Annotated in this window: 2 protein-coding genes; one reads left to right on the top strand and one right to left on the bottom strand. The window is 69.1% G+C overall.

Annotation, left to right across the window (positions count from 1 at the left end):
- Positions 1 to 128: 128 nt before the first annotated feature.
- Entirely contained in the window at positions 129 to 11,537 is an 11,409-nt protein-coding gene (locus BM394_RS02035; protein WP_092973116.1) for a protein-glutamine glutaminase family protein, read from the top strand.
- A 120-nt stretch (positions 11,538 to 11,657) separates the two neighbouring features.
- Here the strand turns inward: BM394_RS02035 and BM394_RS02040 are convergent, their stop codons facing one another.
- Positions 11,658 to 14,498, bottom strand: a complete 2,841-nt coding sequence (locus BM394_RS02040; RefSeq protein ID WP_139235114.1) for an AAA family ATPase — start codon at positions 14,496 to 14,498, stop codon at positions 11,658 to 11,660.
- Between the last annotated feature and the right edge of the window lie 247 nt (positions 14,499 to 14,745).

A 14,745-nucleotide genomic window follows, 5' to 3' on the forward strand; every position in this document is an offset into this window, starting at 1 on the left:
CCGGCGCGAGCGCCGCTACTCGAGGTGCCCTCCAACGCAGCGAGGCGCCGACTCACGTGACGGCTACCCGGCCAGCTACGCAGTTCCGTTATGAGTTATAAACCGCGCACGCTAAGGAATCGTGTCCCATGCCCACAGAACTCCCGGAGGGACTCCAGAAGGCACTGGAGATCGTCGGCGGGCAACGTTGGCCCGAGGGGGACGAGGACGGGCTGCGCAGGATGAGCGTGGCCTGGTCGGACATCTGCGCGGCGATCGACAAGCTGGAAGCCGCGGTGGAGCGCTCGGCCAACGACATCGGCACCACCATGCACGGCGAGTTCAGCGACGCCTACGGGAAGTACGTCACCGACACGCTGCGGCCGCTGCTGCGGGAGCTGCGCGAAAAGACCACCAAGCACTCGGAGCTGGCGAAGAACACCGCGGCCGACATCCAGTACGTCAAGATCAGCATCATCGTGCAGCTGGTGATCGTGGCCGCGACGCTGGCCTTCTCCTGGCTGCCCGGCATCGGACAGGCGATCACCGCGGCCGCGGCCGCCACGGCACGAGCGGTGATCACGTCGCTCTTCCGCACGGTGCTGCAGAACATCATCGTCGGTGCGGCGGCGGGAGTCACCCTCGAGGTCGGTCTGGACGTTGCGATCCAGGGCATGCAGATGCTCACCGGAGTGCGCACCGACTGGAACGAGGACTTCACGAAGGGCGCGGTGCTCGGCGGCGCGCTCGGCGGCGCGATGGGCGGTGCCGTGTACGGCGTTTTCCAAGGGCTCGGTGGGTTCGTACGGGGCGGTATCGGTGATGTCGGCGGTGCCGGCGTCGACAAGGTAGTCCGCGGTCCGGGCGCGGAGGGAGCCGAGGGCGTCCTCGGGCAGGGCGCGAAGGACTTCCTCGACACCACCGGAGGGAAACTCGGCTTCGACGCGGCCAACATCGTCGGCCAGGGAGGAGCGGGGTTCGCCGCCGACGGGGCGACCAACTCCGCGCTCGGTTCGGAGGAGTGGAACCCCTTCTCATTCACCTCGTCGATGGCCGACGGGTTCGAAAAACGCGGTAACGGTGGGACGAACGGCTCCTACGGCGGAGACGACGGAGGGACGGACACCAGCGGGCTGGACGGGCTGGGGGACCTCGACGTCGCCACCGACCTCCCCGGGACGGAGGGCCTGCCCGGGGCGGAGGACCTGCCGAAGACGATCGGTGCTCCGGGGGAGGCAACGGGCGAAGACGGAGCCGTCGTCGGGAGCGAGTCCACGTGGACCGGCGAGGACAGCGACGGCAGCACCCTCGACGGCAGTTCCTTCAATACGGATGCCCTCGACGACGGGGCAAGTGACAGGAGCTGGTTGAGCGGTACCACGCTCGGTGCGACGGAAACGACCCGAAACACCTCCGGCCTGGGGCCGGACGGCGTGGATCAGTCGAGCTACGAGGCGATCGACGAGAGTACAGCCGGATTCGGAGAGGTAGCGGGCGACGACTCGTCAGTGGTCGGTTCGCGGCACGACAACCCCGCCGAGAACGAGCGAGAGGCTCACGGAACGGGGCCGGACAGCACCGCTGATCGGGTCAGCACCGTTCAGGACAGCACCGAATGGGACAGCACCGGAGCGGACGCTCCGGACGGACGCGAATTCGATGGCCGGGACGAATTCGGGCCGAGGAACGAAACCCCCTCGGACAGCGGGACGCAGCGCGATCCCGAGGACGTCACCCGGCAGGACGACAACGACGGCGCGGACACGAGCGGTTCCACCGTCCTGACGTCCGCCTCGGAGGACCACTCCGCGGAGCAGCCCCCGTCCGCTCGGGAACAGAGCACGGTTCACGACGAAACCGACCCCACCGTCGCGGTCGGAGGACGAATCGACGCGGAGGACACCGCACAGCAGAGCGGCCCGAGCTCCACGCGGTTCCAGGATCAGCACAGCGCTCCCGCAGACCCGCCACCGCAGCCACCCGCACCATCACGAGAGGGTCCCGGCGGCCTCGCAGACGACACGGAAGTACCGACGAGAGCCACCGACACTCCCGGCTCGGGCGGTACGGAGACCACCGGCCGGTCGTCGAGCACCGCCACGGAATCCACCCCGCACAGCGACACCGAACAGCACGACACGTCGAGCACCGAGGCCCGGCAGGACGGCTCGACGAGCGTCGACACCGGGGGCGGAGCGCGGGATTCCAGCGGTTCCCCCGGCACCGGAGACGAGAACACCACCGTTCAGCGGACACCCGACGGACGCACCGACACACGTCCCACGGCGGAGGCGAGCGGCCCACAGCGCGGCGCCGACATCACCGGATCTCCGCAGCAGGACCGCACGAACACGTCCGAACCGGACCGGGACGCGGTTTCTAACCACGTCGGTTCCGATCGCACCGGTTCCGACACGCTTTCCGAGGGGAGAGAGCCATCCACGCAACCGGGGAAACCGACCGACTCCCGGTTCGACCAATGGTCGCGAACACCGACTCACGGACACGACGAGACAACCGACGCCGCCCCGCAGTCGGAACAGGCAAGCGGCGAGCGAACCACCGCTCGGTCGGAAGAGGGCACCCCGAACACCCGGAACACCACCGAGCACGGTCCGACACCCGTGGTCACCCCGCAGGGGGGCAATACCTCGTCCACGCCGTCCGGCACCACGAGTGGGAACGGAACCAACACCGGAAACACCACGCCGGCTCGTCCGGACTCCACCGACCGCACGGCCGGATCTCCCCGCAGCGCCTCTCCGAACGACGACAGCCCGGCGAAGGTACGCACCGAATCCTCGAACTCGACGAGCAGGAACGAGACTCCGCGTTCCACCGGGCGTCCGAGCACCACCTCACAGCCCACACGTCCGACATCCGAGTCGGGGACGACGCGCCAGGCGCCCGTGGACACCACCGGTGACCCCAACCGCACGAGTGAGTCCTCCAGGAACAACGCTGGTCGGGACTCGGCCGACAGCGACTCGGCACCGACACGACCGGCTCCTACGGCGGAGTCGGCCCAACGGGCAGAGGTGCTGTACGGTCTGCTGTCCACCGCCCCGGTAGACACCGACGCGGTTATCCGCGAGCTCCACCAGCTGCGGGGCGATCCCGCCGCGAGCGAGTCGCTGCAGGAGAGCTTCCGGGCGCGCACAAGCGGCATGGACCTGTGGATGCCGTTGGCGTTGAACCTCGACCGGCCCAACTACTTCCGGGCGATGGACCTGCTGGGGCTGCCACGCGACTACGTGACGGGCCCGGCCCAGCCAGGAGCGCCGTCGACCTCCGCACCGCCGGGGATGGGGTATCACCCCGCGTACAACCAGTCGGTGTGGAACTTCGCCGGTCAACTGGTCCAACACAACTCGGCGGGTCGATTCGACGACGCGATGACGATGCTGCACGGAGTCGGCCGCGACATCCGCGCGCTGTGGGCGATCCAGGACGCCTACCGGACGCAGACGGGCAGCGAACTGAGCTCCGATCTGATGAGCGCGGCACCCTGGCGTTACCACGAGGTGTTGCACGCCATGGGCGCCTACTCCACAGATCCGGTGTCGATGGAGCAGGCATCGTACTGGCACGACCAGCTCAAGCGGTCCACTTTCGAGCACCACGCACGGGGTCGCACCACCATCCGCACCGATCACCCCGAGGACGGCTGCTACATCCGCGCCCACCTGTGGGCACTGGACCTGCAGCGCATGGGGGCCGCGCCGAGCAAGATCTTCGTGGCACGCATCGATCCGGACCTGTCGGTGCGAACGCCGTACTCCGCCGACGCGCTCCCCGGTCTGGCCGGACAGGTCAACTGGAGCTACCACGTCGCGCCCTCGGTCATCGTCAGCACCCCGAACGGCCCGAAGCTGCACGTGCTCGACCCCTCCACCAGCGACGTCCCGGTATCGTTCGACAACTGGCTGTCCAACATGAATGTCGAGGTCGGAAGCGAGACGACCCAGATCCTGGGTGGCTCACCGCAACGTATCCAGCAGGTTCTCGACGCCGATTTCATGGGCAATCCCGCCGGATGGGGACTAGCCACCAACAACAGTTGGATGCCGAGCGGACGCGCAATGGTGATCGCCTCCGACCCCAGCGCGCTGTTCTTTCCCGAACCCTGGAACCCGACTCAGAACCCGCAGTCGCTCCAGGACGCCGACGCACAAGTGCGCGAGTACTACGAGGACCTGCTGGTTCGGCACAACGACACGGCCCAGCAACGGGCCGAAAGCCGTGTGCGGTTGGAGAACCTGCTCAACAACGTGGGCGCGATACACCAGAACGATCCCACCGCCTTCTCGATCGATCCGAACGATCCGAACTCGCTGAGCTTCGATCCCACAAACCTGACCGGCAACGGCAACGATCTGTTCGCGTCCGGAACCTTCGCCCCGGACATTCCCAACGAGTTCGACGAGTTGCTCAACGACCCCGTTTTCAACGCGCTGCTCAACGACACCACCGGCGGCTTCGACCCGCACGCGCTCGACATGGGCAACTTCGGCCCGAACGGGGCAGGTGGGAACGGTCCCGTCCCGAACGGCGGCGGTGATCCCAGCGGCAACGGCGCACCCGCGCCCGGTTCGGTGCCACCGGGCGCACCGCCGTCCGACGGGACGATCAACCCCGGCGCGCTGTTCGCCCCCGACTCGTCGAACCCGCACACCTTCAGCGAGTGGAACGACCCGCGCACCTACCGGGACCATTCCGGTGGTTCCGGCAGTCGTCCCGCTCCCCTGGACGTGGACGAGGGCACGAACTCTTCCGACAGATCCGACGACTCGACCCTCCAGGAGGACGATTCGAACGCAGACGGCGGGAAAACCGACCCGTGGGACAGGTCGTGGCAGCACAGCACCGCCCCCACCGCCGCGTGGTTCGAGCCCGACAGCACTCCGGTCCATCCCGAGCAGTGGCGCGAGCAGCGCGAGCACACACCTGCCCACGAGATAGACACCGAGGTCCGCGACGTGCGTATGGACAGCACGCCCGACAACCTGGAGTTCTACGAGGGCCGCATCCGCTACGACCTCCGCCACATGGACGTGGCGGGACAGGGCGTGCAGGAGTACACCTTCCGCGCCCACCTCGCCCCCGACCCCACCATCACCCCGGAACAGCTGCGCGACCTGCGCGACCGGCTCACCGACACCGTCGACACCCTGTTCAACCAGGGGAACCGGCTGCCTTCGGGTGACCAGTTCCACGCCCGCGTCGAGTTCGTCGACACCCCGGCCGAGGCCCACGACACCATCCGCGTCAGCGGTGAGGGGCGCACCGAGCAGAAACACTGGAACGTCCACGCCTCCCCGAACATCCACGCCCACGAGATCGGCCACTACCTCGGCCTCCCGGACGAGTCCCCGGACCCACGAGGCGCACTCGACGGCCCCGACACCCGCCGCGTTTTCAACCGGGGGGATCCACGCCGGGCCACCGACGTGCACACCGGAAACCCCCACCCCTCGCACAACTCCGTTCGACTGGACGACGGCCTGATGGGCCACTCCGTCAACCACGATCCCCACCTCAAACCCCGCCATCTCTGGGCCATCGAGAACACCGCCCACAGCCAGGGCGCCCGGCCCGACATCATCCCCCGGTCCGCCGGTGCCCCCCGGCCCGAGAACAACCTCCCGTCCGAGAACGGCCCGAACACCGCGAATCCCGAGGAACGGGACTCCCCCGAGGAACGGGACTCCCCCGAGGAACGGGACTCCCCCGAGGAACGGGACTCCCCCGAGGAACGGGACAACGAGGACGGCGGCAGGCAGCCGCAGGCACCGAGCGACGTCGATCAGGCGAGCACGCCGGAGAACGACGCGAACCCGACGCCGAGGATCATCCTCACCAAATCGGATCAGACACAGGAACAACTGCTGGCTCCCGGAGACCACGGAGCTGATGCGGGTGAGCCTCGTGGTTCCGAGGAGCGGAACGCGGAAACACTCCCCTCCGAAGACCGTTCCCACTCCCTTCCCACCGATGCGCGCGGCTCGACGGAAAACCGGGACAGCGGTTCCACGACCACGCACGACGAGACGGAAGAATCCACCCCAGAAGTGTCCCGGGACCGATCCTCATCCCGGAACGAGCAGGGCGAACAAGACAGCGACTCCTCGACTCGACCCCGCGAGGAATCGGGAAGCCCCCGCTCCGGACGAGCCGCACGGATCCGGCCGGCAGAAAACGACACCGCCCACACGCCGCACGTAGCCCCGGCACGGGCACGACCGGATCGCCTGCCCCCCATCCCCGAAGAGATCGAGCTGGAGACCTTCCACCAGGAATCAAACCTCGAACAGCCGGACCGGAACACCTCGACCACGAACCGCACCGCGAACGAAACCGTCGAGCAGCGATCGACCACTGGCGAGTTCACCGACGAAGTTCTCGGCGAGTTCGACCGGACACACGAGGCGGCGAACGACCGGACACGGACCACCCTCGACAGCACCGGGCGGCAGGAGACCAGCGAGCGGCCCACCTCGCACACCGCGTCGGCACCACCCCGCCGGGACAACACCACGAGCTCACGCGAGACCCCGCTCGACCGGGTCAGGGCCGACCGCCCCAAAGTGACCGAGGACATCGACGGCGCGTCCGTACGTGAGTCGGTGCTCGAACTGCTCGCCGGCAACAAGCGGCTGCGGGGCAACCCGAGCCTGCGGGACCTCGTCGAGATCGCCTTCTCCGACGAGAACCTGCGGAAGAGGTTCCACGAGTCGGCCGAGGGTAGCTACGAGGTGGATCTGGGCCCCCGGGCAGGCAAGCACGGCGGGCGGATCAGCCTGGACCTGGTCGGGCTGCGCGAGGCGGCGCGGAACGACTCGCGCGAGGGAACCGAGGAGTTCACCAGTTCACGGACGCACGACAAGGCCGAGCACAGCTCCACCAACAAGCGCTCCCCGCTCGGGACCGGGGGGCTCAACATCCGGATACCGTGGCTGCACCTGCTGACGCACCTGCAGGTGGCCGGCCTGGTCAACTCCCGGGACTCCGACCTGACCACGCGGAACTCGCACGAGGAAACCACCACGCTCACCGAGCACGGCAGGCCGAGCCGGACGGCCGAGCACACGGTCGACTACCGGATCACCCTGCGCACCCCGGGCCGGTCCAGCTGGAACGACGAGGTGACCCAGCACGGCTCCGCCGACGCGAAGGTGCACCTGACCTGGCCGGACAACACGGCACGGGATTCGACCGAGCCCTGGCGACACCCGGGCGAGATAGAGCACGTCGAGCTCTCCGGCCTCGGTGACGTCCACCGCGCGGTGTCCGAGGAGTTGGGACTGCGGGTCGGGGATCCAGCGGGCCGGGAGCTGCGCGACTGGCTGCACTCGCTGGGCGAGGAGGTGTTCGAGGGGCCGGTCCGGAAATCCTTCTCCTTCGGCGGGAAGCGGACTCCGACCGAGATCGTGGTGGGCATCGCCGACGGTACGAACGCCCAGCGGCTTCCCGACGTCGAGGGGACGGTCGAACACACCGCCAAGGACACGGCGGAGTCCACCTCCGGGCAGGCGAACACCCGCCAGCGCGGGGGCGGACTGTGGGTGGCCGCGGGCGACATCACCGGCCTGACCGGGGCGCTGGCCGGACCGAGTGTCTCGCACATCCGCAGCACCCGGAACGAGGACACCCTCACCAGTGGTCACGAACACGAGACCACCAGCGACTACCGCGGGCGGCTGCGCAAACAACGCCTCGACACGCGGTACCTGGTGCGGGTGGGCAACGAACAGCGTGAGGTCCCGAACGAGGAACCGCACCACCCGCGATCGGCGAAACGATACGAACCCGAGCGGCTGCTGCGGGTGGACGGTGCGGCGACGGTGTGGACGCGCGACACCGATGACGGGTCGACTCGGGATCCCTTTCCCGCAGGGTTCGACCGCCACCGCGTCCCGGATCAGCTCGACGCCCACCAACGGCTGCCGGAACAGACGGTGCGGGCCATTACCGGACCGGTGCTGAGCGAGCTGCACGCCGACGGGACGCTACCGGGCAAGAACCTTCCCGACCTCGCCGAACGGCTCAACACCTTCGTCCGCAACCATCCCGGGGAAATCACCGGTGGAGACGGGTTGCGCCTGCCCCTGGGTTCGATGCACCCGGGAGCTCCGGACGTGTTCGTACGCGGCGCGATGGACCGCTCCGGGGCCAGATATCTGGGCAGCACTGACGGTGAATCGGCCAAGAGCAGGTTCGGGGGACGCGACGAACACAGTTTCGGTCGTGAGCACGGCAGGACCACCACTGTCGGAATCAGCGGGATCACCCCCGCCTCGATCCCCAACCCGATCGGACCCGACGAACACAACGACTTCTCCGGACTGCAAGCCGCCGTGGAGACCTCGAACAGTCGAGGCGAGACCAGTTCACATCTGAGTGGCTACGAGCGGTCGTCGGAGAGCTCCCCGGTACACGAGTTCGGCTACCCGACCGACTTCGAGGTGCGGATCGGTGGTCGGTGGTCGGACGGGCCGGAACCGGACACCACGAGCAGGATCAGCTCGGAGGTGCGGGTGTCGGCCCCCGAACGCACGGGGACCCGCTTCGACGAGCCGCGTTCCGAATCGGACACCACGAACACCGGCCGGGAAACCCGGAACCCCGCGCGGGAGAACCGGGACACCGGAGCGGAGACCCGTCGGAGCGGAACGACCGGCTCCTGGCAACGGGGCCGGGCACCGCGCCATGACCGGGAAGGGCACCTCCCCGCGGGATTCGAGCTGGAAACGCTCAAACCCGTGCCGGGGCTGCGCCGCACCATGACGGACATGCTCGGTGCGATCACGGGGTCACCATGGCCTGCTCGCCTGATGGCTCCGTTCGTCGGTGGCAGGCCCGCGGCGTTCGACGAGTCCGTCAATCACGGGATGACCAGCAGCCGCGACCGGAGCAGCGGCGCACTCGACGAACGCAACGCCGCGCTCGACGAGATCGAGTCCTTCACCAGCACCGATGCCCGTGCCGCCCGGTTCGAACGAGCCGCGCTGCACCGCGACACCGCGTGGTTGCAGAGCCACAACTCCGGCGGAATGGTGGGCAACCGGGAGTTGACCGCCCGGGCGGATCTGTCCACCATGCTGGACACCCCGCGCGTGGTCGGCAGGGACGACGCGCACCGCTTCGGCGGTACCGACGAGCGCGCGGAGCGGGAGCTGGACTCCAAGACCAAGCGGAACCGTAGTTACCGGCTCGGGCTCGACATCACGCACTACTTCTCGAGCGGGAACCCGGCGGCGCTGATCGGCCCGTCCTTCGAGGCGGGCGGGAAGTACACCACCGAGAACGCGGAGACCTCGAAAGCCGACACCGCGAAGAGCGGTTCTTCGCGCCACCACTCGGACCGGGGCTACCTGGTGCGCTACGACGCGGTGCACGAGGTGCGGACCTCGACGCGGCGATCCTGGCAGGACCCCTTCCGACTGCTGCACCGGGGCGATCCGGTCGAGCAGAGCAAGTGGGTACGGGTACCCGACGCCGTCGAGGTGTGGGTCCCCGCCTCGGAACTGCACCAGGTAGGCAGGCTGAACGACTCCGACATAGCACGTCTGTCCGCTGAGGACGCCGAGCACTACCGGAGCAACATCGAGCGGCCGGGCACCGAACGGCCGGGCACCGACACCGAGAATCAACAGGGCACTGCCTCCGGGCCCACGCCACAGGCGCGGCGGGACAACGACGTCTCCGCACGAGCGACGGACGTGGAGCGTTCCACGGTGCGTCCCCCGGCGAACGTGGGGCGGGGCAGCGGACGGATCGAGCTCTACCGGCTGGGCGCCGCGCGGGAGCTGCTGGAACAGGTGCGGCAGCGGTTGGACGGGTGGTCCCGCGAGCACGGGCGACCCGGTGCCCGCGCTCGGATGCTCGACCTCGCCTACGAGGTGCTGGGCAAACCTCGGGTGGAGCGACAACCGAGCGTGGCGAAGTTCGACGCGATCAACGAACGAGTCGTCGACGATGTGCTGAGTCAGCTGGGCAGCAGGCACGGTTTCAACAACGCCGTCGAGGAGATGCTCAACGGGGGACGGCATGTGCACCTAACCGGGGACACCCCCTTCGGCAAGGTCGAGCAGCTGGTGGTGCTGCACGCACGTCCCGGTGCGGGGCGGTACCAGGAGACGCTGTCCGAACACACCACCACCGACTCGCACGGCGACAGCGGCGCCACCGGACGAAGCGACCAGCGTGGGTGGGACTTCAACACCATGATCGGGGTGTCGCCCTTCTACGGGACCAGCGGAAACCCCGGCAGCGTACACATGCACGGCTTCACCGGTGCCTACGGCAACAAACGCGGCTTCGAGAACACCGCGAGCACCGAGCACTCCGCCACCACCACCGGTGAGGAGGGCGGGGCGCGGTTCCTGCACGACCTGACCATCGACATGGAGGTCTATCCCTACGCCCGGCCGGGCACCTACAGCAACGGGTTCGGCGAGTGGTTCGATCGGCTCGCCCCGCGCCGCTTCGGGGAGCCGTGGCGCAGTAGCTTCGAACTGCGCGGGGCGGCGCGTTCCACCGTCCCCGCCTCCGAGGTGCTGCCCGCCGACGGTCCGGCACCGGAGCCCCTGACCCGGGTCGACGGCTCGTTCCGGTGGAGCCGGGGTAACCGGGCGGATCAGCCCGCCTGGTCGGCGGAGGCGAAGGTGCGGGTGCGGCCGTTCGCCGCACCGGCGTTGCACGAGGAGCTCGGCAAGCTCGCGCACGGTGACCCCGCCCTGGAACCGCCCAGGCCGGGCCTGCGTCCGGGCAACGCCGCCCGGCTGCACACCGCCACCGATGTCGGTCACCTGCGCCCGAACCTGCGGAACGCGCTGTCGACCGGTGGCCACACCGTCGACCTCTCGGGAGGACGCCTGGAATCAGTGCGGATCAACGCCGATCTGAGCCGTCGCGAACTGCTCGGCGAGATCGAGCAGGGCTCGCTGACCCACACCGACACCGAGCGGCGGGAGACGAAGTCGACCTCGCAACGCGGCGGTCAGGTGGGAGCGATGAGTTCGATGGACTTCCGCCAACAGGGACTGGAGGGAGCACCACTGCGACCGCATCAGGGGCTGGTCAGCATCAACCGGACCCTGGGAGATTGGAACAACAGCCAGGAGGCGGAGAACTCCACCAGCGAGGAATCCACGGACAGGAGCGAGGAAACCCGCTATCTGGTGCGGGTGACACCGGAGTGGGAGCTGACTCCGTCCTACCGTGGCGAGAACCCGGCGGAGTGGGAAAAGCCGCTGCGCACCGGGCCGGACGAGCCGATTCTGCTCGAAGTGGACCGGGACGGACTGATCCGGTTGGGGCTGCACGAAACGGAACCGCCCTCCGAAACGGCCGAGGACCGGGTCCGGGAATCACCCGGCGAGCAGGCTCCGGAGTCGACTTCGGATCGGATCGAGCGGACGGGGAACGAGGACGCCCCCTCGGGGGAGATCCGGCCGTTGCAGGGGAACGACGCGGGGGAGGCACCACCCCCGCAGAGCGCGTTGGCGAGCTTCCTCGCCCCATCACCTCCCTCGGGCGGACCGGACGGCGGTTGATCTTCCGGAAAACACGCTGCTCCGACGTCGGTGGGAACGAGCGGGATTCCGACTCCGGTCGGACCCGTCCACCCACCGGCGGCTCGGCACCGGGAACGCGACCGGCGAACACACGGCTTCTCAGGGCGTGTACTCACCGGTGAGCATGGCCGCGGCCAACTCCACCCGAGAACGGTGACCGGTCCGGGCGAACATCCGGGTGAGCCTGCCCTCCACGCTCTTCTCGCTGGTGCCGAGCACCGTCGCCAGTTGTCGGTTTCCCAACCCCTCGGTGACCAGCACCGCGAGCAATCGCTCGTTCTCGGTCGTAACCACCCCGCGCCCCGGCACCGAGATGTCGTGCTCCCGCATGATCCCGCGCGTCCTGGCCCGCCACAGCAGCGCGTCGAGTTCGCCGAAGAGCTCGTAAGCCTCCGGCAGCAACCGCGCCGTGTCCACACCGGACCGAGCGGCCCGGAGGAACGTCCAGGCCATCTCGTCCGGCATCGCGCGTTCGCGGGCCAGCCGCACCGCGGCCCGCCCCGAGTCCCGATCGCCGTGCACCAGGGCGCGGGAGAGCAGCCAGGCGATCTCGGATCGACCGGTACCCAGCGCCTCGGCCACCGAACCGCCCCGACACACGCACTCCTCGGCAGCGCCGGTATCACCACGCCGGTGCTCGCGGACGGCGAGATCCGCCCACATCCAGTCGGTCCCCAGCACGAAGCCTTGCTCGTCGGCCGAGCGCAGCCCGGAACGCAGCAGTTCGTCGGCCTCGGACTCCTCCCCGAGCGCGTACAGCGCCCACGACTCGGCGTGGTCGAGCACGTGACCGAGGTGCCTGCCGCGAACCATCCCGATCAGCTGCCGGGCCCGACTCAGCCAACCACGCCCGGTCAGCACACCGGCAGCACCGTGGGCCATCCTCACCGGCGCCAACGGACGTGCCGAGTAGACACCGTCCGCGATGCTGCGGCGTGCGGCGTCCAGCCCCTTCGAGTGCTCTCCCCGCAGCAGCAGAACCAGCGACTGGTCCGGAGTCTGCAGTTGTTCGAGTGCGAGCTCGCGGTCGTCGAGCACCCGCATCGCCTCGTCCAGCTCGCCGAGTTGGAGCAGCATGTCCACCTCGTAGCGCGCCTGTTCGAAGCGGTGCTGCGGGTACTCCGAAGCGGACCAGATGCCCGGATCCGCCAGGGAGCGGCGCAGTGTGCTCGGATCGCCCAGCAGCACTCCGGCACCACCCCGGAACATGTGACCGAAGTCGGCGGTGATCGGATTCGCCGCCGACCACAACCGCTGGTTCTCGGCCAGCAGCCGGTCGCCCTCGGCCCAGCGTCCCTGCACGATCAGGGCGAAGGCACGGGTGACCAGCTCGTTGGCCGGGCCGCCGGGCACCGGTGGCGGCTCACCCTCTCCCAGCCGGTACAACTCCGACCAGCGCTCGCAGGCGGCGAGACCGGTCACGTACACGATCGCGACTTCCTGCAGCATCTCGACCGGCAACCGGTCGGCGTGCTCGAGCAGCGTGGCCCGAGCACCGTCGGCGGCCTCGGTCATCCGGCCGTGGATCGCGCAGGCGGCGCTGTACGTGAGCACCGCCACGGCGCGCTGTTCCGGATCGCTCGCCCGGTCGAGCACCGCACGCAGCCAGCGGACGGCGTGCAGCCCGTCGGTGAACATCACCTCCACGCCGCGCGTCAGCAACAGCTCGGCGGAACGCCGCGAATCGACCAGTTTGCCCGCGTCGGCCAGTCGGTCCGGCAGGTAGTTCTCGTCGTCCGGTTCGGCGGTGCCGTCCCGGACGGCGGTCGCGGCCAGTGCGCAGAGCCTGCGGCGCTCGTAGGGACCCAGTGAGGACTCGAGCGCGTCCCGAACCGCCGGGATCCGGAACCGCCACCGCTGCCGGGCTCCGCGAGATCCGACCAGCACCCGGTCGGTCACGAGTGAGTCCAGCGCGGCACGCACGGTTTCCGGATCGAGGTCGAGTGCCTCGGCGGCCAGCCCGACCGCGTTTTCGTCCAGCGGGGCCAGCACCGCCATCGCACGGGCCACCGACCAGCGCACCGAACCGGTTTCGTGAATCGGGGCGAGCAACGGGTGCGATTCGGACAGCGACGGCCACTCCACGGCAGGCCGCGTGTAGGCGTGCTGGTCAACGACCCGCAACACCCCTGCCTGCCGGTGCACCTCGATCATCGAACGCAGCGCCGCGGGGTTGCCCCGGCTCGCGGTGTGCAGCCGGTCGACGAGCTCGGCGTCGGGTACCGCCCGGACCGAATCGGCGAGGAAGGCCGCGCTCTGCGCCCGGGTCAGCGGGCGCAGCGGAACGAACCGGGCGAACCCGTCGGCCTCCAGCCGAGCCGGCTCGGCGGCACGCCGCTGTCCGTCCTGGCCGGTGGAGTGCCCGATTCGCCACGTCGCCACGATCGAACACCCCTGCCCGGCGAACAGGCGGGTGAGTCGGTCGAGCAGCGAAGCGGTGGCGGCGTCCGTCCACTGCGCGTCGTCGATCAGCACGGTCAACGGCGCGTACCGGCGCACCGAGGAGAGCACGGTGTTCGCGAGCCGGTCGGAGACGTCTCCGGCCCGACCGGTGTCGGCACTGAGCCTGGCGACGAGACCGAGCACCGAGTCCCGTGTGGAAGTGGGCTCCCGCTCCCGACCTCCGAGCTCCTCCACAGCGGTGAGCAGACGGTAGAGCACCCCGTACGGGGTGGACCGTTCGTGCTCCCCGACGCGTATGGACACCACCCGGGCCCCTGCCGCGACGAGTTCGCCGGCAACGGCGTCGAGCACTGCCGAACGCCCGCTGCCCGCTTCCCCGGTGAGCAGCGTCAGCGGCGGGAAGCCGGACAGCGCGCCGGAGCACAGTCGTTCGACCAGCGCCCGCCTGCCGAACATCGACGTCACCGACCGCTCGCCCTGTTCCGGGGCGGGCGCCGGACGCGGCTCCCACCGCGAGGAGTCAACCACGTCGATCACCGATTTCCGCACGACGACGGTTCTCGGCGGTCACGCCCTCCGAGTTCGCTCGCGCGATGTGGGACGGAACTTCGGACAGGAGGACGTGCCTCGATCTCATGGTGATCCATTGTGCTCCACGCGAGGGATCTCCCTCCATCTAGGGCATCATGATTAGCAACACTGGTGTGACATTCACATCCTCGATAACAACGAGGTGCGGGCGTGGCCCTTCCGACGAACGTGACCGCACATCGGCCCCACCTAC

Source organism: Actinopolyspora lacussalsi subsp. righensis (genome assembly GCF_900116555.1).
Taxonomy (GTDB): Bacteria; Actinomycetota; Actinomycetes; order Mycobacteriales; family Pseudonocardiaceae; genus Actinopolyspora; species Actinopolyspora lacussalsi.